Genomic DNA, 20,742 nt, shown 5'->3' on the forward strand with positions numbered 1-20,742 from the left:
CTGATTTACGGGGTGCGATGTCGAATATTGATGCATCACGGAATTTGGTGCTCCATCGTGCCCAAGTCACCGGCGGCTCAGAAGAGACGACCCAGGAAATCGTGAAGATTATGGGGCAGACGGGGATTGCTGCATCTGCGGGAATGGCCGGAAGGATTAGTAAGGCTGGAGCGAAAGGCCGCGGGGATGTCGGAAAAGGCAAACAACCATATCAACCGAATCAGGGGGCTGTAGGGAATATGAATGAATTCTTTAAACAGAAAGGATTTGGTAACCAAGCGAAAGGAAACTCACAAAAAACTAGTAAGATTTACCAAGGACAGAGTGTCTACAAAGCATCAAATGATATAAGTGATAATATCCGTACAGGCGATCAATTCTATTTAGATGGCCGTCATAAGAACCACTTGGAAGTTTTTGATAAGAGAGGAAACTTTATTCATGTGTTGAATTTGGATGGTTCGATTAATTTAGATAAAACTAAGGCAGCAGCAGCTGAAGGAAGGAGACTCCCAAAATGATTAAAGATCTTTTCTTTGAAATGTTAAATGATAGTTATCATCAACTTTCGAAAGAAATCTCTGAAAGTAATGTCACTGATAACTTATTAATTGATTATGAAAGTGATTTAAATGAAATGTTTTTTCTGGATATGCATAGGCTAAAAGAGGCAATTTGTTTATTACAAAAAGCACAGCTTATTGATGATAAAATTACCATGCAAGCCGCATTAGTTTACATTAGAGTGCATTCAATGAGATTGTCTGGTTTTTTTGAGGATATAAAAGATGATTCTGATACTTTCTTAAAAAATTCAGAGTGGCCGAATATACCAGAAAATTATCAGGTGCCTGAGCATTATAACTATCCTAATAAGTAAAGTAGAAATCCTAGCCATTGTGAACTATACCCCAAATGTTGGATAACCATCTAACTCTAAAGGTGAGATTCATCACATCGAGGCAAAATGGCTTATCGAGCTGAAAAGTCGCGTCGGGGTGTTATTGGCCAGGAGTCAAACCGTACAGGGAAAAACAGGTTGTAACTGACTGAGTACCATAGAAAAAATCGGCGTCCGGCGGTCAACTTCGCAATGGAATGCGTTGTTGTTGAGAATAATGCGTTGAGCTTGCCAAAAGGCATGGCGGAGTACGGTCGGGCACAGAGTTCACTGGCGATGAAGATGTACAAGGAAGGTGCTACACCGGATCAGCTATCCGAAGAGCTGGCGAGGCAAGCCCGGGGCACCCATCCCGAAGGTCAAGATCCAGCCAGAGGGCTGATTGTGGCGTGGGGGAACTTCTTCGGTGTCCCGTTGGATGTGGTTATGTCCAATGAGAAAATGACGCCGGAGAAAGCCGCTGAAATTGTGGCCAGTGGCATCCCGGCCAGTGAAGCGAAGGTGATGCAGTATGTGGCTGCGAAGACTTTTTTGGCACTGGCTAAAAATCCGGGGGTGGGCGGTAAAACAGAAAACACGCTTCCTCAATGGGGTGCGGGTGAAGGAAAATACAGCCAGAGAAATCAGGGCACAGTGACGAACGTTGAGCACTCTACTGGTAAGTTTGATGGAAAGTCATTGCCTAATGGAAAAACTGAAATTGTTGCAACTAATGCTGCGAAAGGTAGTGAGTTATCAACAGGAACCGTTTTCGATTCCATTAAAGGTACTCAGCCAGTGTATCCTGGATCGGTGATTCCTAAATCTTTTGAAATGTCATTACCGAATGGGAAAAAAGTATGGGTACACGGGAATGCTACTGAACATATGGCGGAATATGCGGCATCAAAAGCTGTGACGCATACACCTGAAGCCGTAAGACTCGCCAGCCAGGAAGAGCTGAGGAGTTTTCAATCCGCTGTAAATACTGCCACAAAAAATAATATGCCATATGGTGAGAGAATTACTATAGATGGTTGGCAACTGGAAATTAAACCGCCACGCGCAACAAATGAGTTGCCAACGATCATTCATGCCCGTTATGTAGGAGCACATTAAATGGATATAGAAATTAAAAGTCCTATAAATATTGCACTGGATGTAATAGAACTTGATGAGCACATACCATCAATAAAATTTAATCTTACAATCCGAGTAAATAAATTTGGTTATAGTTCAGATGTGAACTTACAGTTATGGATAGAATGTCAATGTTTTGATGCGTTTGTCGATAACATGCGTAGAAACGATATTGCTCTTCTTAAAGATATGAATGGATCTTTTGAATTGTTATTAAATCCTGTCCAGAATTTGCTTGAGTGGTCATGTGCTAAAGAAGATCTGGATGGTTACACCACATCAGCAAAGGGTAGAGAAAAGTTAACTGATGATTCGAGACACGCGTTATACGAGGCATTTAATGATTATCCTAAGTGGTGGTAATCAATAAATATTGAATCCCAGCCTGAGAGCTGGGATCTTCCTTTTAGTCGTCAATCATTCTCAGCCAGTTGAATGATTAACTGTCCGGCCTCACTGGTAATAGTGATTGAGAATAACTAATTGCACGAAGATGAAAGCAGAAGTTTTGATAAAGAACTGGCGGAGTGTAAGGCTAAAGGAGGTGACTGTGGTGCTGTCATTCAGAAGTATTTGGATACCAGCAATAAGAATAGCGCCGAATTAGAAGAAAAATGCAAAGGAGGGGGTATTACCTGCGTGACTTATGAAGAAATTATTCAAGCAAATACGAATGTTGCGCTTGATGAGGGATCGTTACAAATTCGATTGTCAGAGAAATTAAAAGATCCCGACTCCATCAAGATAGTGCAGTATTTGAATGGTAATGATTTGCAGTTTTTGAAGGATAATATTACCACTTCTGACAGAGTTGCCGCTGTCGCCTTAGATCCAACTTCATGGCCTGTAATGGTCTTTGGTGCAAAGGCGATGATTCAGGGGGCGAAAGGGAAAGAGCAGCTACTTGCGGCAGGTGTCACCAGTGGGGTAAATGCAGCTATTCAATATGGCACATTCCGTCTACCGTAGGTAATTTAGGGGATTCGGCTGCATCAGGTTTATTTAATAGTGGTGTCGGAAGCACTATAGAAAATAAGGAGAAACAAGATGAAAAGAAATAAAATTAAATCGATCGGGGTTATGTTGTATTTATCTTGTTCTTTTTTTCTGGCAGTGTTTCTAATGTGTATAATATTTCACGTACTTGGTTATTGGGTTGGTGGGGGAAAAGAAATTTTTCACTTCATTAGCGATAATATTGTAATGTATCTAAAAATCAGTACGTCGGGATTTCTGGCAGGCTTTGTGCTTTGGTTATTTGATATTCGTTAGTTACCCGATAAGAACGATCCCAGCTGCTGTGAACTACACCCCAAACGTTGGACAACCATTTAAATTAAAGGTGAAGTTATATTACAGCGGAACAAAGCGGCTTATCGGGCTGAAAAGTCGCTTCGAGGCGTTCTTACTGGAGATGAAGCTCGTCAATTAGATAAAGATTTAGCTGCATGTAAAGCAGAAGGTAGAGATTGCCGTCCAGTTCTTCAAGAAACGGACTCCACGGCGGGCGGGGTTGACGGGGCGCAGACGGCGAAGAATGCGATTGAGAATAATGCAATAAGTGATATTGTCGAACGTCAGTTATCTGGCGAATCGCAGGCTGACAAATACCAGAAAGCCTTAAAGCAAATCAAAACTGCGGAAGCCGACTTTAAGGCGCAGCATTGTGCCGGACTGAGCGCGGATGCCTGTTCAGCCAGAATCAGCGAACATCGGGCGGAACTCCTTAAGGGGGCGACTTCGTTTGGGATAGACTTTGTTCCTGTTGTGGGCGATATCAAGAGCTTTGCGGAAGCGCAAAATGCGATAGACTATCTGGCCGCAGTCGTTGGTTTAGTGCCCATTGCGGGTGATGCTGCGGGCAAAGCCATTAAAGCAGCAGAAACGGCGCTGGAGAAAGGGAATGTTGCGGAAGCATCCAAACTAATTAACAAAGCCAGCGATGAAATACAGGCAGTTAAGGTGCTGGATGTGGGATCCTACAAGGAATTAAAATCCCGTGCTGTTGTGGGGGACAAATTAGAACATGACCACATTCCGTCCTTTGCAGCACTGAAAAAAGCAAGAGAAAGTGAGTTGGGTCGCCCTCTGACAAAAGATGAAACAAAAAATCTTTATCAAAACGCAACGGTTGTTGAAATTCCACGTGATGCTCATAAAGCCAGCCCGACTTACGGAGGTAAAAATACTCCTACTCAAGTTCAGAAAGATGCACAAGATCTTTGTGGGGCAGAGTGTCGTGATACTGACGCATTAAGAAAAAATATGATAGAACGGGGTTATGATCCTAAATTGGTTGATGACGCGGTCAACAAAATCATAGAACGTAATCGTGAGATGGGAGTGATTAAATGATGATTGATTGGAGCAAATTTACTAGTTCCCTTGGAACAACAGAATCATCTAAGGAGTTTAATGAACTCTGTCTAGCGATAGGAGAGCAACCCGAAGTATCCCAAGACCCTTCGGAGTATAACGATCCAATTGGACAAACAATTTATTATAGTTTTGCTCATTCTGGAATAGAAATAGGCTTCCGAGAGGGGGTATTAAACCATATTCATTTTTATTTTAGTGAGAATGAAGGTTATTCCTGTTTTAAAGGGTGTCTATTATCTAACATTGGCGAAGGATGGGATGCCGAGAAAGTCATCCAAGTACTAGGAGAACCGTTAGTGAAAGGTGGAGGAAAAATGGATATGCTGCTTGGTTACATTAATAACTGGATAAAATACGAGTATCAAAAATATGCATTACATCTTCAGTTTAATCAAGATGATTTATTATGTAACGGTAGTTTAATGTTGCTTTAAGACTAAAAAAGATCCCAGCTCAATGAGGCTGAGATCTTCCCTTTAGCTGTCAGTCCTGCTCAGTGAGCTGAATAATCAACAGCCCATGTTCAATGCTGACCTGCACGGGCTGCCCGGTGGCAAATCCCGCCGCTGCCAGCCAGTTGCCCTTCAAATGTAAACTGGGGTGCTGGCTGTAGTGGCGGGTCATGCCGGTGTGTCTATCGGCATGACGAGTACTGATGTAGCCGATTTTATAGCGGCGCTGGGCTTTCGAACTGCCTGGATTTACATTACAATCGCGGTTAGCCATAGTAACTACTCCAATAGTTGCTTACGGTTAGCGGCGGTTCCGTGCTCCAACACGGGATCGCCGCACGTGTTTTAACATCTTACTTCTCGGTGCCTGCTCTGCTGTTGTGACGGGCAAAACGGTTGGCATCGTGTTTTAAAATCAATGAGTCCAGTAACACCCTTGCCACTTCTTTCTCTTCGGGCGTGAACTGGCTGACCGCCTCAAACTGCAACCGCAGCTCTTCATCCGGGTTACGTTCATTCTCATCAAAAACCAGCGTATCTGCACTGACCGAAAGTGCACGAGAGAGCTTGCGGAGTAATACTCCGGTCATCTCACCTTGTTCTTCCCCTCCGGCTCCTGCACGCTACCGCTTCCTTATCTTCACCTGGAGACTGACGCCATGAGCCGTAGCCGATATACCCCGGAGCCTTACGGTGCAGTCAGGCCGCCCGTTGAAGCAGGAACCGGACACTGAGCAATCAGCAGTCACCCAATAACGGGGCTTCCCCTCCTGAGTCACAAAGTGCGAAGGTGGGAGAGGATGTCAATATGCCTAAGAACAATAAATTTACGGTGGTTTTTGCTAAAATTTCGATGATCAGGAAATGAAATTTTATAAAAGGTCATAATGTGATCAGAGAATTAATTTAGCCCCCTATGTTAAGGAGGCTAAATGATAATTTTGCTAATGATTTCGTGTCTATAACACCAGATCCAGGATGATGACACCACATAAGCCAATCGCCCATGCAATAGTGGTTGGGATTGACCAAACGATCATCTGTTGTTTAGCATCTTTGATTCCCATCATTCGGTTAATGACCCAGAATAGGCTGTCATTAAAATAACCGAAGAATAACGAGCCCATCGTTGCTGCTTGTGCGGCAACCAGCATGTTGATCCCCGGAATTTGACTAATAATTGGCGCAGAAATAGAAGCAGCGGTAATCATTGCCACAGTGCCGGAACCTTGAATTAAGCGAACCAGTGTTGCGATGATAAATGGAATCAGCACCGGTGTTAGTGGTAGATTGGCTATATATTGCGCCAGAATAGTGCCAGTGCCGCTTTCACGCAATACCGCTCCTAACGCACCACCTGCTCCTGTCACCAATAAAATAATACCGGCAGCCTGTAAACCTTCTTCCAGACGGTCAATCACTTCATGTTTATTGGCTTTTGGCATCAAGGTATAAACCGCCAATAATACACTGATGGCTAAGGCAATAACTGGTGCACCAAGGAAATCAAATGCCTGGAAATAGAAGTTGTTTTCTTGTCCAGTAAAGGTTTTAGTGTTTAATAGCAGTTCATTAATTGCTTTAATGAAGATCAAAACGATAGGGACAATAATCGGCAACAGGGAGAAAAATAGGCTCGGTAGTGATTTGTTCTCCTTCTCTTCCAGGTAACGTTGGTGGATGGCTTGTAGATCTTGAGCTTCTTCTGCTTCATCAATGGGTTGAAATTCAGGATATTTTACGGCTAACCATTTGGCATAAAATACAATGCCAATAACGCAAGGTACCGCCAGAACCATACCGGTTAACATCATGGCACCAACATCTACACCAAAAATACCGGCAACCCCCAGTGGCCCCGGTGTTGGCGGAACCGTGTGGTGGGTAACAACCAATCCGCCGGCCAGTGCTACGCCAAGCGTTAGAAGATGACGTTTTCCCTTTTTCGCGAGTGCCTTTGCCAGTGGATAGAGGATAACAAAGGCAGAGTCGACGAAAATCGGAATACTGACGATATAACCGGTGATCGCTAATGCCCACTCTTCGCGTTTTTTACCTAACCATTTGATAAAACTGTAGGCTATCTGTTCTGCTGCACCGGAAACTTCCAGCACCCGCCCCATCATGACCCCTAGACCGATAACAATCCCAATACTGCCTAGTGTGGAGCCAAAACCTTTAGTCATAACATCAATGGTATTTGCTGCGGTTAAACCACCAGAGAGCCCGGCGATCGCCGCGGCAATGAGCATTGCTAATAAAGCATGAACACGGGTACGTAGCACCAGAAAGATCAACGTAAACACGGCTACACCCAGACCAATGACCGGAATGTAGAGTTCCATAATTAGCCTCCTGTTCGGGATAGGTTATTGGTGATAAAAGCACGGATTGCATCACTGAAAGTATTATCAGCTTGGAAACCCAGTGATAAGCCACGGCTGATATCGAAGTGACCCGGCCAACTGGCAACAATACGGTTAATGTTTTCGTCAGGTTCGAAACGGATGAGATCCACCGCTTTTTGCCCGGCAACCTCTGCCAGTGAATCAATCATGTCCTGAACCGTGACACTAATACCCGGTAAATTAACGGTGCGGGAAAGACCAAATTTTTCCGCCGGAATTTGAACTGCATGTATAAAGTTGCGGATCACGGTTTCAGGGCTGGAAAGCCATAAAGCCAGATCGCGGGAAACTGGGCAGATACTGTTTTCTCCGTGCAGAGGTTCACGGATGATGCCACTGGCAAAAGAGGATGCTGCTTTGTTTGGTTTACCCGGGCGGATACTGATTGTCGGTAGACGAAGTACTCGGCCATCGACATATCCTTTGCGGGAGTAGTCGTTAATCATCAATTCACACATGGCTTTCTGTGCGCCATAGGATGATTGAGGATTAACTGCACATTGATCTGTAATGGTTGCTGGTAATTCTCCGCCAAATACGGCCAAGGAACTGGTGAAAATAAATTTCAATTTTGGATTTTTAGCCCGTGCAACGTTTAATAAGTTGCGAGTAACATCAAAGTTAACTTGCAAGCCGAGATCAAAATCGCTTTCAGCGTGACTACTGACAATGGCGGCGAGGTGGAATAATACCGTACTGTTTTCATCGATCAGCTTTTCCGCAGCGCCTGATTGAGCTAAATCCAGCGCCAGACACTGAACGCGGGGATCATTAACGGGTGAAACAGGACATTGAATATCGGTCAATATGAGTTGGTCGAAATTTAATGTTTGATTGTTGTTGAGTAAAGCGCTGGCTAGTTGCTGGCCTAGAAAACCTGCGCCACCAGTAATTATTACTTTCATTGTGACTCTCCTTGTTCAATAGCCTTGGACTATTTGCTTTAGGGTAGGGTTCTTATCCTTATACGTTGACGGTATGTAATATCAGATTATGTTCTCGTAATTGTTGCTGCACTTTCGGCGGAAGCTGGCTGTCACAGACAATATCATCCAAACTCGAAAGCGGGCAGACCCGAAACATGCCGTATTTGCCATATTTACTGCTATCAGATACCAAAACACGGCGGCGGGCGATTTCCAATACTGCCTGTTTGACTAACACTTTTTCTTCATGTGGCGTGGAGACACCATGCTCCAGATCCCATGAGCTGGTGCTAATAAAGGCAATATCCACATTCAGATTGCGAAGCAGCATGGCGGCGATAGGGCCAACACAGGAATAATTTCTCTTATCTACCTGTCCCCCGGTATGGAACAGATTTAATTGGGGTTTGTTCATCAGGTATTGGGTAATGGAAAAATCGTTCGTGATGATAGTGAGGTTAAAACGCTCAGCCAAGACTCTGGCAATTTCAAACGTGGTGGTGCCAGCGTCAAGGTAGACCACTTGTCCATCTTCAACCATAGATACTGCATATTGACCAATTTCCCGCTTATGACGATGATTAAGCCGGGCTTTTTCATTCCAAGGCAGTTCCTGACGTAAAACATCACTAAGTTGCACACCGCCACTGACACTAACGACTTTTCCTTCTTCTTCCAGAGTGCGAATATCCCGCCGTACTGTCATATGTGAGACGTTCATCAGTTTAACCAGTGTACTGATAGAAATTGTTTGATATTCATGCACATAGTGATAAATAAAGTCTCTACGCTCTGATGGAAGCATACCTTCTCCTGATTATTTCCGTGCTTTGGTCAACCAATCCAGACCATCTTCGGTGTAACCAGCCGGGTGGTATTCACAGCCTAACCACCCTTGATAGCCCATTTCATCCAGTTTATTAAATAGCCACGGATAGTTTACTTCGCCGCTATCGGGTTCATGGCGTTCGGGCACGGAGGCAATCTGGATGTGACTGAATTTGCCCCATAGACGTTCAATGGTGCGTAGTAAATCCCCTTCCATGATTTGACAATGGTAAAGATCTAACTGGATAAAAACATTTTGACGGTCAATGGCTTGGAGTAATGTTTCCGCTTGATACTGAGTTGTCAGGAAGTAATTTGGCATATCACGAGTATTAATCGGTTCAATTAATACGTTGATGTTATGTTCTGCCATCGCATCAGCGGCATGTTGAATGTTTCTGATATAACACTCGCGTTGTAGTGTTGGCATAAATTGTAGGTCCAGTTTTCCTGCCATTGCATGAACTTGCTTGCAGTTCAGCGCCAGTGCATATTTCAGCGCGGTTTGTACATTTTCGGCAAATTCTTTTTCACGGCCAGGAAGAGAGGCTATCCCTCTTTCTCCCGCTGCCCAGTTTCCGGCGGGCATGTTGAACAGAACCTGGGTTAATTGATGCTGCTTTAATAGGGCAGCAAGCGCTTCTGCTGCTATTTCATAAGGAAACAGATATTCAACGCCTTTAAATCCAGCTTTGGCTGCCCGGGCAAAACGTTCGGTGAAAGGGACATCATTGAACATCATGCTCAAGTTAGCCGCGAATTTAGCCATGACGAATTCCTTGTTTGTTTACTCAGTTTTTGGGTAACGAGTTTCAAGTTCTTGTACTTGCTCTTCATTTAATGTCGTGAAGCCGTGTGGCAGTAACGTTAAATAGAGTCGTGCAGTATCTTCCAATTCTTCTGCATTGAAAAAAGCTTGCCGTAAAGTTTTGCCGCCGACAACAGGTCCGTGGTTCGATAATAGGATTGCGTTGTGTTTTGCGGCCAGCTTCGCAATTTCCTCACCGATTCTTTCATCTCCTGGTGGCAGATATTTGACCAGAGGTAGTTTTCCGACCCGCATCACATAGTAGGGCGTAATGGGTGGTAGACAGTTATTTCTGTCCAGATTGGGTAGGCAGGAAAGGGCAGTTAACCAAGGGGAATGTAGATGGACTACCGCATGGCATTCGGGACGGTTGCGGTACATTGCCAAATGCATGGAAACTTCTTTTGTGGGTTTGTCACCGGATAACCAATTACCCTCTGCATCTAGCTTGCTCAGGCGATCCGCTTGCAAGTCGCCAAAACTGGAGTTGGTCGGCGTGATGATAATCGTGCCATCTTCCAGTTTGGCGCTGATGTTACCTGCACCGCCACTGCTATAACCCCGGTAGAACATTGAACGAGCCCATTCGACTAACTCTGTCCGTAGTGCTTGTTCACTCATGAAACATCTCCTGTACATGCAGGAAGAAATCGATATTGCCAAAGTTACCTGATTTCAATGCCAGCCAATAATTGTGTTGTCGATCGTGTACCCAAGGTACGCCGGGAGCAATAGGTGCACCGATACTGAATTGTTGGATGTCCAGACTTTGCACTATCTTACCGGCAGTTTCGCCACCTGCGACAATAAAGGTATTGAATCCTAGCTGACGCAGTCCTGCTACAACGCTGGCGAAGGTGTTTTCTATTGCTTCACTGGCAGTAGTTGCACCATATTGTTGTTGGATTTTCTGTAATATTTCTGGGGGTTGAGTCGCATATAGCATCGGTGCCAGATAGTTTTCGGATTGCTGAATAACCCACGCAACCAGCTTTTCGGCATATTGTGGATCATTGATGCATGAGTCAATATTCAGAGCCTTAGCTGGGGCCAGTGTCTGATATAGAGCAATTTGTTTATTGGTCATGACGGAGCAACTGCCAGAAAGGATCACGGTGCGTCTATTCTCGGCGGGTGGGGTTGCCCCTTCCAGTTGGCATGATATCAATGGCTTACTGGTGTCTATGCTGGCAAGGGCAGCACCAAGACCGGAACCACCAGTGATTAATTTCAGCTCTGATGCCGCTCTGGCAATAGGCAGGAGGTCATTCATGAAGAGGGTATCTGTTACTGCGTAGCGTATGTTTTGTTGTTGTAAATGATTTAGTCTGATACGGATTGCCTGTTCGCCCTGATGTACACATACCAGATCCACCAAATCTGCTTTCCCTTGAGCTTGTTGTTCTATCAGGCGCAGTAGATTGGCATCTGTCATTGGTGTTACCGGATGGTGCTGCATGCCACTTTCATTAAGGAGTTGACCGTTGACAAATAGATGTCCATGCACAACTGTTCGCCCGTTAACGGGAAGGGCAGGGGAGATCAGCGTGATGTCTGTTTGTAGTTCATCCATCAGCGCATCAGTGACCGGCCCAATATTGCCTTTGCTGGTAGAGTCAAAAGTTGAGCAGTATTTGAAGAATATTTGTGGACAACCTGCTTTCTGACGTAACCAGTGGCAGGATTTCACCGCGTTATTCACGGCTTCGTCTATCGGGCAGGAACGGCTTTTCAGGCTGATAACAATAGCATCAACATCCTGTGGAATGGTGGTATTTTCATCAGGTGGATTCAGTAACTGGACGACTCGCCAGCCGCTTTGCACCATAAAACCGGCGATATCGGTTGCGCCGGTAAAGTCATCGGCGATAACGCCCAATTTAATGGTCATTATTTTTTCTCCGGCAAAGTGATACCTTTGAATGTTTTGATAACCGCGCAGTCATCCCATTGGCCGAAACCTTCATTACTGGCAGCAAGGAACATTTGATGTGCAGTGGCTGATAATGGTAATGGGAATTTCAGATCCTTACCTGTTTCTAAGACTAATCCCAGATCTTTGACAAAAATGTCTACGGAGGATTTGGCGGTGTAATCCCCTGCCAGAATATGGGGAACGCGGTTTTCAAACATCCAAGAGTTACCGGCTGCGTGAGTGACAATGTCGTACATCAGATCCAGGGAAATGCCGGCTTTGGCTGCCAATGCCATACTTTCTGCGGCTGCTGCAATATGTATACCGGCAAGTAATTGATGAATTGTTTTGACGATAGATCCTTGACCAATTTCACTTCCGACATGGTAAAGGCGTTCGGTGGTGGCATCAAATACAGGTTTTAGTTGTTCAAATAATGCCGGTTCACCGGAAGCCATAACGGTGAGCTGGCCTTGTTCAGCTTTTAGTGCGCCACCTGAAATAGGCGCGTCCAGCATGTTGAGGTTGTATTTGTTAAGACGTTGGGCAAAATCTTTAGCTTGTTCTGCGGCAACGGTACTGTGAAGTACAATGATCGTACCGGCTTTTAGTCGGCTGACCAGCGGTGTTTCGCCTTCAAACAGTATGCTTTCTATTTGAGCACTATTGACGACAACGAGTAAGATAGCATCCAGCTCTGATGCCCAATTTGCTGCGTTGTTTGTTGCCACTTTAGCGCCTGCTTGCAGAAGTTGGTCACAGGCTTTTGGGTTTAAATCAAATCCATATGTAGGAATACCCGCGCGTATTAACGCGCGGGCAATTCCCATCCCCATAGCCCCCAATCCTATAATCCCTATTTTTTGTATTGATTGGTTCATGATGGTTCCCTGGTGTTGTTGTTATAATTTGTTATTCTTTTATCATTATTTCACACAATATTTCACAAATATAGGATGGTTATCACATTACAATGTCCACTTCTTGAAGGTGGTTTTTATTTTAATTATTTGATTTATATGATTTATTATTGTTTTTTGAGAAATGTTAAGTTTCACATAAAGGTGTGATAGGGAATATGATTTTGGGTACGTTAAGGTTGGGTAAGCGCTTTTTACTGAATTTTTTTAAAGATGTTAATTTGCTTCTGGATATGTTTAAGAACGGACAATTCAGGGGCATGTATAGGTAGGCTGTTTTCGGAGGAATAAGGGTATATCGGGTGTTAACTTAGGAACTTAGGTTTATTTGGAAGTCTTGAAGGATATTTGTGGTGGTGGGGGAAGGATGACTCGTCACTACGTTCCTCGCCCTACGGGCCAACGCGTCGCAAGCGCCGCATTGTTGTTTCGCTGCGCTCAACTCGAACCTTGGCGAAGGTTCTCAACCTTCCCCAAACGAGGAATATGTTTTTATTGAGTTTGTTTCTAAGGCCCGAAGGATATTTGTGGTGGTGGGGGAAGGATGACTCGTCACTACGTTCCTCGCCCTACGGGCCAACGCGTCGCAAGCGCCGCATTGTTGTTTCGCTGTGCTCAACTCGAACCTTGGCGAAGGTTCTCAACCTTCCCCAAACGAGGAATATGTTTTTATTGAGTTTGTTTCTAAGGCCCGAAGGATATTTTTGGTGGTGGGGGAAGGATTCGAACCTTCGAAGTCTGTGACGGCAGATTTACAGTCTGCTCCCTTTGGCCGATCGGGAACCCCACCAGATTTTGAAATGTATCACTGTTGCTTACAGCGGGCAGAATCATATCAAATGAGCCGCCGCTGTAAAGTATATATTTAAAAATAAGTTACCGTATGCTGTTTTTTTATCCTTGTTGATCCTGTTGTGAGCAAATAAGTGGTCTGTTTGTGACAGCAGATTTACCGTCTACTCTCTTTGGCCGTTCGGGAACACCACAACGTTTTGATATGTATCACTGTTGATTGCAGTGGGCACTCCCCTCCTGAGTGGTTTTTACTCAACAGGTTTAGAAAGAGGGACCCCTTTTTGCCCTGCGTAGAAGACCAAGAGGGTAACACCTTCTTTGCCTGTGTAACCGCGATGAGCACTGTCAACCATCTCGGATAACGCCTCTCCTGCCTTTAAAAGACGTTTTTCGCCACTGGATTTTTTCTCCGCCGTTAACACCCCGTCCAGTACATAAGCTGCATTAGGTATCGGGTGTTCATGCCAGTCAAGGCTGGTATTTGGATCAATAGTAATTTTGAGAACTGAAAGCTGAGGAGTGCCTTGGGGGTATCCCTGATAAGACACGCCATCCCAAGACTTTTCAGTCTCAAGCAATTTTTCAACGTTAATACCAGTAGTATTGCTGTCATGTGCTTGAGTGAAAAACGGAGCAATGAGGAAAGCAAAAGATGTGAAGACCGATAAAGTTTGAATAGATAGCTGCATGCGGGATCCTTGTAATAAAGTGGGTAGATGATCTGTGGCGAACCATACCATTCCCACTATGATCAAGGAAGACCCTCACTTAGTTACTTAAGTTCGTGTTGAGCAACGAGGGGAAAGAAAACGACACTTTTCCTAGTACCACTATTGCTTACAGCGGCCAGAATCACATCAAATGAATCGCCGCTGTAAAGCATATATTTGAAAATAAGTTACCGTGTGCTGTTTTTTGGCCCCAATTAATTCAGCTTTAAAGAATTACAGTACGGTTGCCGTAAACAAAAACCCGCTGAGCAAGAACCCAATATAAAGCATGGCTCAGAACATTTTTTTCAACATCCCGGCCCGCTCTCATCATATCTTCAGCAGTGTATGTATGGTCTATGTTAATGACATTCTGAGTAATAATTGGACCTTCATCCAGATTATCATTCACATAATGCGCTGTTGCTCCGATGATTTTTACCCCTCTTTCATAAGCCTGATGATAAGGACGTGCTCCGATAAATGCAGGTAAAAAGGAGTGGTGAATGTTAATAATCTGATTTGGATAATGCTGGACAAATTCTGGTGTCAATACTCGCATGTATTTAGCTAATACCACGTAGTCAGGTTTGTATTGGTCAATCCGTGCAATCAGTTTTTCATCGTGTTGTTCACGGGTTAAACCTTCGTGACTGATTAAATGGAAAGGAATACCAAATTGTTCAACCAGCGATTGTAATGTTGCATGGTTGCCGATAACCGCCGCAATTTCAACATCAAGCCCATCATAAGCGCTTTTCATGAGCAAATCCCCAAGACAATGCGCTTCTTTTGTTACCATAATGACAATACGCCGACGCCCCGCACTATTTAATTCCCGTTGAGAACCCACCGGAAGGGCATCATCTAAATCAGCAAGAAATGTCTCATCATTGAAAATTCCTTCAAGCTCAGTACGCATAAAAAAGCGGCCAGTACGATGATCGACGAATTCATTATTCTGAACTATATTCAGTTGGTGTTTGTAGCAAATATTAGTAATTTTGGCGATCAGTCCTTTGGCATCAGGGCAAATAGTGCGTAGAATTTTCTTTTGTATATGTTGGTGTTGCATGAATGGGATTATCCTTAAATATTTTGCGTTTTCTGTTTGCGGGCCTTAACCACAACATTTTTTGTATTTTTTACCCGAACCACATGGGCAGGGGCTATTACGGCCAATTTGAGGTTTCACACCATCAATATAGTACCAACGCTGGTCTATACGAAGAAAACGTGAACGCTCATGAATAAGTTGTTTATCTTGGGATTTCTGATCAAGAAAGCAAGCTGAAAATTCAACATAGGCTTCGTTATCATTTTCGCCTTTTTCAGTTGTAATGACATTTAGTTTGAGCCACTGGGTAACAATAAAACTCTGTTCTATATTTAAACGCCACTTTTCAGCCTGGCAGTCAGGATGCCAGCTGGTAATTAGGTAATCGGCGTTGTGCTTTACATAGGCACTGTATCGGGAACGCATCAGTGATTCGGCAGTTTGGGCAAATTTTATGTTTTGGAGATAAGGGGAACAGCAATCCGCAAAATCTATTCCGCTACCACAAGGACATAGCTCTGTCAAAATAACTCCAATTGTAAAGGGTGAAATACCATTTTTACGGGTTTTCTATTGCAAAGAAACGTAAGAGAACAAATGATAATCACTTAATTGAACTAATATGAGTGATAGTACCTAAGAAAAGGTGAAGGTCGCAATATTAAGGTAAGGGAGCGTATTTATGGAAAAGGCATTGGCAGGCAAAAAAATTCTGATTGTGGAGGATGAAGCTGTTTTTTGTTCTTTGCTAGCAGGGTATTTGCGAACGTTGGGCGCTAAGGTATTAGTCGCATCTAATGGCGCTGTTGCACTACAGGTGCTAGGACGCGAAGCTCATGTTGAACTTATTTTATGTGATTTAGATATGCCGGTTATGAATGGCATTGAATTTATTGCGAAATTGATGAATGAGGGTATTAGCATTCCAGTTATTATTATTTCAGCGACTAACAAGATGGCTGAAATTGATGAAGTGCTTCGTTTGGGAGCAAAAGATGTTTTATTAAAACCTGTTTCAGATCTTAATGAGATAAAAAAATCGGTGTTGGCCTATTTACATCCTACGGTCTTTATGTCTGGTGCGATTGAACAGAATAACTTGAATAAAGATTGGTTAACCCTAAAGCATAATTCAGATGAAGCATTAAATATGCTTAAGCAGTTACAACCCCCAGTTTCTCAAGTGATTGCCCACTGTAAAGTCAATTACCGAAAATTAAATATAATTGATAAACCAGGATTAATTCTCGATATGGCGGCGTTATCTGACAATGAATTAGCTTTTTATTGTTTAGATATTAGCCGTTCAAAAGAGTATGGTGTGATTTCAGCATTATTACTTAGAGTCATATTTAACAGTTTGTTACAAGAGCATATCATCCACCATTCCCGGCGTTTACCCAATATGGCAGGTATTTTAAATAGAATTAATAACTTACTGGAAGGTGCAGGGTTACAAGGGCAATTTCCATTGCTGCTTGGGTATTATCATACAATTAATAAAACGGTTCTGCTCACTTCCGCAGGGTTACATGCCAGTATTAAGTCGGGCAATCGCCAAATTCAATTAGACAGTGGTGTTCCTCTTGGGACATTGAGAACGATTTGTTCGAACCAAGTTTGTTCTCATAGTGCTGAATGGCAATGTCGGATTTGGAATACAAATAGTCAAATAAATCTGATGCTTTCTTCAATGTATTCTGGGTGAATATTACCAAGGTGGAATTTTGTTTAAAACGGATTTTAAACATCAAGTCACGATAATGTAATTAAACAGAATGGTGATGTTTATCGACGAGAATTAGCTGGTATACTCTGACTATTATGCTTGGAATCTATCTAACCAGGCTATTTTATTTGCCGCTCTTTACTACAAAGAGCGGATTTAGCGCTGCTCAGATAAAAGTGATAACTTCTTGAGTGGTCAGAAGGGTGAACGGAGTAGTGAACTTTTGTATGCATCGGTTTCTGCGTGCTGTTTGTGTGCACGGTTTATTGACACAAAATAATCACCTTATTAAAGAATCGGCACTGATTTTGAGTTGAAGACGGATTTGTTTCAGCCAAAAAACATCGGGAGAAAGATTAATGCCATCAGTAACAAAACCATCAGTAACAAAAATAGTAAAGAAAGCCGTTATTCCAGTCGCGGGCTTGGGAACGAGGATGTTACCTGCTACGAAAGCAATTCCTAAAGAGATGTTGCCTTTAGTGGATAAACCTCTTATTCAGTATGTTGTTAATGAATGTATTGCCGCTGGCATTAATGAAATTATCCTGGTAACTCATTCATCAAAAAATTCAATTGAAAACCATTTTGATACCAGTTTTGAGCTGGAAGCTATCCTTGAGAAAAGGGTGAAGCGTCAGTTATTGGACGAAGTTCAATCTATTTGTCCAAATCATGTCACCATTATGCAAACTCGTCAGGGAATTGCTAAAGGATTAGGGCATGCGGTGTTATGTGCCAAGCCTTTAATCGGTGATGAACCTTTTGCTGTGATACTGCCGGATGTTATTCTCGATGAATACAGTACAGATCTGACTAAATATAATCTGAGCGAAATGTTGGTTCGGTATAATGAAACGGGTGCTAGTCAAATATTAGTAGAACCTGTACCTCATGAAGAAGTTTCTAGTTATGGTATTGTCGATTGCCAGGGAGAAAATCTTCAACCCGGTGACAGCAAACCAATTAAGCGCGTGGTTGAAAAACCTAAACCGAAAGAAGCACCATCAAATCTTTCTATTGTTGGCCGTTATGTGTTGTCCGAGAAAATTTGGCCATTATTAGCAAAAACAGCACCCGGTGCCGGTGATGAAATTCAACTGACTGATGCAATCGCTATGTTAATAGAAAGGGAGCCTGTGGAAGCCTATCACTTGCAGGGGGTAAGCCATGATTGCGGTAATAAGCTTGGTTATATGCAGGCATTTGTCCGGTATGGTATGAAACATCATGCTTTGGGCAAAGAATTTACTGATTGGTTAGTGGCTTTGCAGGATCGGATTAAAGAATAACTTTACGGAAATTTAGGTGTTATATGAAAGTTACGGTATTTGGTATTGGTTATGTTGGCTTGGTTCAGGCGGCGGTTTTAGCTGAAGTCGGTCATAATGTTCTTTGCATTGATATAGATGAAAATAAAGTTGAAAATTTGAAAAATGGTCAAATTCCCATTTTTGAACCTGGTTTAGCTCCACTGGTGAAAAAAAATTATGAAGAAGGCCGTCTGAATTTTAGTACGGATGCAAAGGCCGGTGTTGCACACGGTAAATTGCAATTTATTGCAGTCGGTACTCCTCCTGATGAAGATGGTTCAGCAGATTTGAAGTATGTGACAGCGGTTGCTCGTACTATTGCGGAATATATGGATAGCTATAAGGTGATTATCGATAAATCTACGGTTCCTGTTGGTACCGCAGATAAAGTTAATGCCGTTGTTAATGAGACTCTGTGTCAACGTAATATTGATATTCCATTTGATGTGGTTTCTAACCCTGAGTTCCTTAAAGAAGGAGCGGCTGTTGCAGATTGTATGCGCCCTGAGCGGATTATTATTGGGTGTGACAATGAAAGAGTCGTTGACCTAATGTATGAATTGTACGAACCCTTTAACCGTAATCATGATCGTATGATTGTGATGGATATCCGTAGCGCAGAACTGACGAAGTATGCTGCTAACTGTATGTTGGCAACGAAAATCAGTTTTATGAATGAGATATCTAATTTAGCTGAAATGCTTGGTGCTGATATTGAGCATGTTCGTCAAGGAATGGGTTCTGATTCCCGTATTGGCTATCATTTTATTTATCCGGGCTGTGGTTATGGTGGCTCATGTTTCCCGAAAGATGTGCAGGCGTTAATTCGCACCGCAGAGCAAATTGGTTATCAGCCTAAAATTCTTCGTGCTGTGGAGCAGGTGAATGAACTGCAAAAGCATAAATTGCCTTCTTTTGTCACGCGCCATTTCGGTGAAGATTTATCCGGTAAGACATTTTCTGTCTGGGGATTATCGTTCAAACCGAATACCGATGATATGCGTGAAGCATCAAGCTGTGTTTTGATGGAAGCATTATGGCAGGCCGGAGCCAAAATACAGGCTTACGATCCTGAAGCGATGCAAGAAGCTCAGCGTATTTATGGTCAGCGTGATGATTTATTATTGATGGGGACTAAAGAAGCAGCGCTTAAGGGAGCCGATGCCTTGATCATTTGTACTGAATGGCAAAGTTTTCGTGCGCCAGATTTTGATGTAATCAAAGAGTCTCTCAAAACGCCGGTTATCTTTGATGGCCGGAATCTCTATGATCCTGAACGCCTGCAATCCCGGGGTTTTACTTATTATGGGATTGGTCGTGGGGCATCCATTAATCCGGTTATCTGAGTAATACAATGAAATTCTTAGTCACAGGTGCTGCTGGTTTTATTGGCTTTCATGTGAGCCAAAGATTATTGCAAATGGGGCATGAGGTTGTGGGTATCGACAACCTTAATGACTATTATGATGTGAGTCTCAAACAAGCACGGTTAGATCTATTATTTGATAAGCCAGGTTTTAAATTTGAAAAGCTAGATTTAGCTGACAGAATAGCCATTCCCGATCTTTTTTCGCGACACCAATTTCAGCGGGTTATCCATCTGGGGGCTCAGGCGGGTGTTCGCTATTCGTTGCAAAACCCAATGGCTTACATTGATTCGAATATAATAGGGCATATCAATATCCTGGAAGGTTGCCGTCACAATAATGTTGAGCATTTATTATATTCTTCTTCTAGTTCTGTTTATGGATTAAATAGAAAGCAACCGTTTTCTACAAACGATTCGGTTGATCATCCAGTTTCACTATATGCGGCAACAAAAAAGTCAGATGAATTAATGTCTCATAGTTACTCTCATCTTTATCAGTTGCCAACGACAGGCTTGCGCTTCTTTACGGTATATGGTCCGTGGGGACGTCCTGATATGGCTTTATTTAAGTTCACCAAAGCTATGTTATCAGGGCAGCCGATTGATGTTTATAACTACGGTAATATGGTTAGAGATTTTACGTATATAGATGATATCGTTGAATCAATAATCAGATTGCAAGACATCATTCCCACATCAAATGAGAGCTGGATGGTTGAAGATGGGCAAATATCTGCCAGCTCTGCCCCTTACTGTATTTATAATATTGGTAATGGTCAACCAACTAGACTAGGTGATTTTATTGAAGCAATAGAAGAATCATTAGGCATTCAGGCTAAGAAAAATTTTATGCCCATGCAAGATGGTGATGTTCTGTTGACCTGTGCTGATTCAAGTGACATTTTCCAAAAAATAGGGTTTGCCCCAAATACACCTGTGAAGCAGGGTGTGAAGCAGTTTGTAGAGTGGTATTTGAGTTTCTATCATAAGTCTAAATAAGATAAGGAGCCATTGGCTCCTTATCTATTGAATCAACGACCGTGACCAGAGAGAAGTAAATAGTTGTGTCTGTTTGATTATTAATTTACCTAGGCATTGGCTAAGTGAGTAACT

General features: G+C 43.0%; 23 protein-coding genes, 1 tRNA gene, 2 other RNA genes and 1 pseudogene. 12 read left to right on the forward strand and 15 right to left on the reverse strand.

Going from position 1 to position 20,742, the window contains the following annotated elements:
- The 8 genes and pseudogenes from KZ793_RS14890 to KZ793_RS14925 form a co-directional block, all read left to right on the forward strand.
- A pseudogene (locus tag KZ793_RS14890) lies at nucleotides 1–521 on the forward strand (hemolysin BL-binding protein); the annotation flags it as partial.
- Nucleotides 518–880 (forward strand): hypothetical protein, encoded by a 363-nt coding sequence (locus tag KZ793_RS14895; RefSeq protein ID WP_051691095.1) that lies wholly within the window; start codon nucleotides 518–520, stop codon nucleotides 878–880. The pseudogene KZ793_RS14890 and the gene KZ793_RS14895, both read left to right, overlap by 4 nt.
- Nucleotides 881–1,093: 213 nt before the next feature.
- On the forward strand, nucleotides 1,094–1,999 hold the full coding sequence (locus KZ793_RS14900) for a hypothetical protein (RefSeq protein WP_225816062.1): 906 nt from the start codon (nucleotides 1,094–1,096) through the stop codon (nucleotides 1,997–1,999).
- On the forward strand, nucleotides 2,000–2,383 hold the full coding sequence (locus tag KZ793_RS14905; RefSeq protein ID WP_049584800.1) for a hypothetical protein: 384 nt from the start codon (nucleotides 2,000–2,002) through the stop codon (nucleotides 2,381–2,383).
- Nucleotides 2,384–2,503: 120 nt separating this feature from the next.
- Nucleotides 2,504–2,989 (forward strand): hypothetical protein, encoded by a 486-nt coding sequence (locus tag KZ793_RS14910; RefSeq protein ID WP_225816063.1) that lies wholly within the window; start codon nucleotides 2,504–2,506, stop codon nucleotides 2,987–2,989.
- A gap of 78 nt (nucleotides 2,990–3,067) precedes the next feature.
- Nucleotides 3,068–3,292, forward strand: coding sequence for a hypothetical protein (locus KZ793_RS14915; protein ID WP_225816064.1), 225 nt, complete (start codon nucleotides 3,068–3,070; stop codon nucleotides 3,290–3,292).
- Nucleotides 3,293–3,787: 495 nt separating this feature from the next.
- Nucleotides 3,788–4,375 (forward strand): hypothetical protein, encoded by a 588-nt coding sequence (locus KZ793_RS14920; protein ID WP_317987470.1) that lies wholly within the window; start codon nucleotides 3,788–3,790, stop codon nucleotides 4,373–4,375.
- Nucleotides 4,372–4,833: a hypothetical protein gene (locus KZ793_RS14925; protein WP_225816065.1), complete on the forward strand. Its 462-nt coding sequence runs from the start codon at nucleotides 4,372–4,374 to the stop codon at nucleotides 4,831–4,833. Before KZ793_RS14920 ends, KZ793_RS14925 begins: the two co-directional genes overlap by 4 nt.
- Before the next feature lie 49 nt (nucleotides 4,834–4,882).
- Here KZ793_RS14925 and KZ793_RS14930 read toward each other — a convergent pair whose 3' ends face one another.
- From KZ793_RS14930 to KZ793_RS15000, 15 genes are all read right to left on the reverse strand, one after another.
- Nucleotides 4,883–5,125 carry a SymE family type I addiction module toxin gene (locus tag KZ793_RS14930; RefSeq protein ID WP_225816066.1) on the reverse strand — a complete coding sequence of 81 codons (243 nt, stop codon included), beginning with the start codon at nucleotides 5,123–5,125 and terminating at the stop codon, nucleotides 4,883–4,885.
- 79 nt (nucleotides 5,126–5,204) lie between these two features.
- On the reverse strand, nucleotides 5,205–5,441 hold the full coding sequence (locus tag KZ793_RS14935; protein ID WP_225816067.1) for a hypothetical protein: 237 nt from the start codon (nucleotides 5,439–5,441) through the stop codon (nucleotides 5,205–5,207).
- Nucleotides 5,442–5,810: 369 nt separating this feature from the next.
- The gene (locus tag KZ793_RS14940; protein ID WP_225816068.1) at nucleotides 5,811–7,196 is read right to left on the reverse strand and encodes a GntP family permease; all 1,386 of its coding nucleotides are present in this window, start codon (nucleotides 7,194–7,196) and stop codon (nucleotides 5,811–5,813) included.
- 2 nt (nucleotides 7,197–7,198) lie between these two features.
- Entirely contained in the window at nucleotides 7,199–8,164 is a 966-nt protein-coding gene (gene denD / locus KZ793_RS14945) for a D-erythronate dehydrogenase (protein ID WP_225816069.1), read from the reverse strand.
- A gap of 58 nt (nucleotides 8,165–8,222) precedes the next feature.
- Nucleotides 8,223–8,990, reverse strand: coding sequence for a DeoR/GlpR family DNA-binding transcription regulator (locus KZ793_RS14950; RefSeq protein WP_225816070.1), 768 nt, complete (start codon nucleotides 8,988–8,990; stop codon nucleotides 8,223–8,225).
- A gap of 12 nt (nucleotides 8,991–9,002) precedes the next feature.
- Entirely contained in the window at nucleotides 9,003–9,782 is a 780-nt protein-coding gene (gene otnI, locus KZ793_RS14955; RefSeq protein WP_225816071.1) for a 2-oxo-tetronate isomerase, read from the reverse strand.
- 18 nt (nucleotides 9,783–9,800) lie between these two features.
- Nucleotides 9,801–10,442: a 3-oxo-tetronate 4-phosphate decarboxylase gene (gene otnC, locus KZ793_RS14960; RefSeq protein ID WP_225816072.1), complete on the reverse strand. Its 642-nt coding sequence runs from the start codon at nucleotides 10,440–10,442 to the stop codon at nucleotides 9,801–9,803.
- Entirely contained in the window at nucleotides 10,435–11,712 is a 1,278-nt protein-coding gene (otnK, locus tag KZ793_RS14965) for a 3-oxo-tetronate kinase (protein WP_225816073.1), read from the reverse strand. The genes otnC and otnK overlap by 8 nt, the downstream gene beginning before the upstream one ends.
- Nucleotides 11,712–12,617, reverse strand: a complete 906-nt coding sequence (gene ltnD, locus KZ793_RS14970) for an L-threonate dehydrogenase (protein WP_225816074.1) — start codon at nucleotides 12,615–12,617, stop codon at nucleotides 11,712–11,714. Before ltnD ends, otnK begins: the two co-directional genes overlap by 1 nt.
- A gap of 390 nt (nucleotides 12,618–13,007) precedes the next feature.
- A non-coding RNA gene (locus KZ793_RS14975) (RtT sRNA) lies at nucleotides 13,008–13,144 on the reverse strand.
- A gap of 40 nt (nucleotides 13,145–13,184) precedes the next feature.
- A non-coding RNA gene (locus KZ793_RS14980) (RtT sRNA) lies at nucleotides 13,185–13,321 on the reverse strand.
- 40 nt (nucleotides 13,322–13,361) lie between these two features.
- Nucleotides 13,362–13,446 (reverse strand) — tRNA-Tyr (locus tag KZ793_RS14985).
- Between the two features lie 253 nt (nucleotides 13,447–13,699).
- Nucleotides 13,700–14,140 carry a cupin domain-containing protein gene (locus KZ793_RS14990; RefSeq protein ID WP_225816075.1) on the reverse strand — a complete coding sequence of 147 codons (441 nt, stop codon included), beginning with the start codon at nucleotides 14,138–14,140 and terminating at the stop codon, nucleotides 13,700–13,702.
- A gap of 247 nt (nucleotides 14,141–14,387) precedes the next feature.
- On the reverse strand, nucleotides 14,388–15,236 hold the full coding sequence (gene purU, locus KZ793_RS14995; RefSeq protein WP_225816076.1) for a formyltetrahydrofolate deformylase: 849 nt from the start codon (nucleotides 15,234–15,236) through the stop codon (nucleotides 14,388–14,390).
- A gap of 45 nt (nucleotides 15,237–15,281) precedes the next feature.
- On the reverse strand, nucleotides 15,282–15,743 hold the full coding sequence (locus tag KZ793_RS15000; protein ID WP_225816077.1) for a YchJ family protein: 462 nt from the start codon (nucleotides 15,741–15,743) through the stop codon (nucleotides 15,282–15,284).
- Nucleotides 15,744–15,900: 157 nt separating this feature from the next.
- Here KZ793_RS15000 and rssB point away from each other — a divergent pair, with 157 nt between their 5' ends.
- The 4 genes from rssB to KZ793_RS15020 all read left to right on the forward strand — a co-directional run bounded on the left by rssB (nucleotide 15,901) and on the right by KZ793_RS15020 (nucleotide 20,628).
- Entirely contained in the window at nucleotides 15,901–16,926 is a 1,026-nt protein-coding gene (gene rssB, locus KZ793_RS15005) for a two-component system response regulator RssB (RefSeq protein ID WP_225816078.1), read from the forward strand.
- Nucleotides 16,927–17,306: 380 nt separating this feature from the next.
- Nucleotides 17,307–18,239: a UTP--glucose-1-phosphate uridylyltransferase GalU gene (gene galU / locus KZ793_RS15010; RefSeq protein WP_225816079.1), complete on the forward strand. Its 933-nt coding sequence runs from the start codon at nucleotides 17,307–17,309 to the stop codon at nucleotides 18,237–18,239.
- Between the two features lie 23 nt (nucleotides 18,240–18,262).
- The gene (locus KZ793_RS15015) at nucleotides 18,263–19,606 is read left to right on the forward strand and encodes a UDP-glucose dehydrogenase family protein (RefSeq protein ID WP_225816080.1); all 1,344 of its coding nucleotides are present in this window, start codon (nucleotides 18,263–18,265) and stop codon (nucleotides 19,604–19,606) included.
- 8 nt (nucleotides 19,607–19,614) lie between these two features.
- A complete protein-coding gene (locus KZ793_RS15020) occupies nucleotides 19,615–20,628 on the forward strand; it encodes an NAD-dependent epimerase (RefSeq protein WP_225816081.1) in 1,014 nt (337 codons plus the stop codon).
- Nucleotides 20,629–20,742 lie beyond the last annotated feature (114 nt).

This window comes from Photorhabdus antumapuensis (assembly GCF_020387775.1).
In the GTDB taxonomy this organism is placed as follows: domain Bacteria; phylum Pseudomonadota; class Gammaproteobacteria; order Enterobacterales; family Enterobacteriaceae; genus Photorhabdus; species Photorhabdus antumapuensis.

Bases quoted from the DNA above. Each gene is read 5' to 3' on its own strand.
- KZ793_RS14895 (WP_051691095.1), top strand. From the start codon at position 518: ATGATTAAAGATCTTTTCTTTGAAATGTTAAATGATAGTTATCATCAA.
- KZ793_RS14900 (WP_225816062.1), top strand. From the start codon at position 1,094: ATGGAATGCGTTGTTGTTGAGAATAATGCGTTGAGCTTGCCAAAAGGC.
- KZ793_RS14905 (WP_049584800.1), top strand. From the start codon at position 2,000: ATGGATATAGAAATTAAAAGTCCTATAAATATTGCACTGGATGTAATA.
- KZ793_RS14915 (WP_225816064.1), top strand. From the start codon at position 3,068: ATGAAAAGAAATAAAATTAAATCGATCGGGGTTATGTTGTATTTATCT.
- KZ793_RS14925 (WP_225816065.1), top strand. From the start codon at position 4,372: ATGATGATTGATTGGAGCAAATTTACTAGTTCCCTTGGAACAACAGAA.
- KZ793_RS14930 (WP_225816066.1), bottom strand. From the start codon at position 5,125: ATGGCTAACCGCGATTGTAATGTAAATCCAGGCAGTTCGAAAGCCCAG.
- KZ793_RS14935 (WP_225816067.1), bottom strand. From the start codon at position 5,441: ATGACCGGAGTATTACTCCGCAAGCTCTCTCGTGCACTTTCGGTCAGT.
- KZ793_RS14940 (WP_225816068.1), bottom strand. From the start codon at position 7,196: ATGGAACTCTACATTCCGGTCATTGGTCTGGGTGTAGCCGTGTTTACG.
- denD (WP_225816069.1), bottom strand. From the start codon at position 8,164: ATGAAAGTAATAATTACTGGTGGCGCAGGTTTTCTAGGCCAGCAACTA.
- KZ793_RS14950 (WP_225816070.1), bottom strand. From the start codon at position 8,990: ATGCTTCCATCAGAGCGTAGAGACTTTATTTATCACTATGTGCATGAA.
- otnI (WP_225816071.1), bottom strand. From the start codon at position 9,782: ATGGCTAAATTCGCGGCTAACTTGAGCATGATGTTCAATGATGTCCCT.
- otnC (WP_225816072.1), bottom strand. From the start codon at position 10,442: ATGAGTGAACAAGCACTACGGACAGAGTTAGTCGAATGGGCTCGTTCA.
- otnK (WP_225816073.1), bottom strand. From the start codon at position 11,712: ATGACCATTAAATTGGGCGTTATCGCCGATGACTTTACCGGCGCAACC.
- ltnD (WP_225816074.1), bottom strand. From the start codon at position 12,617: ATGAACCAATCAATACAAAAAATAGGGATTATAGGATTGGGGGCTATG.
- KZ793_RS14990 (WP_225816075.1), bottom strand. From the start codon at position 14,140: ATGCAGCTATCTATTCAAACTTTATCGGTCTTCACATCTTTTGCTTTC.
- purU (WP_225816076.1), bottom strand. From the start codon at position 15,236: ATGCAACACCAACATATACAAAAGAAAATTCTACGCACTATTTGCCCT.
- rssB (WP_225816078.1), top strand. From the start codon at position 15,901: ATGGAAAAGGCATTGGCAGGCAAAAAAATTCTGATTGTGGAGGATGAA.
- galU (WP_225816079.1), top strand. From the start codon at position 17,307: ATGCCATCAGTAACAAAACCATCAGTAACAAAAATAGTAAAGAAAGCC.
- KZ793_RS15015 (WP_225816080.1), top strand. From the start codon at position 18,263: ATGAAAGTTACGGTATTTGGTATTGGTTATGTTGGCTTGGTTCAGGCG.
- KZ793_RS15020 (WP_225816081.1), top strand. From the start codon at position 19,615: ATGAAATTCTTAGTCACAGGTGCTGCTGGTTTTATTGGCTTTCATGTG.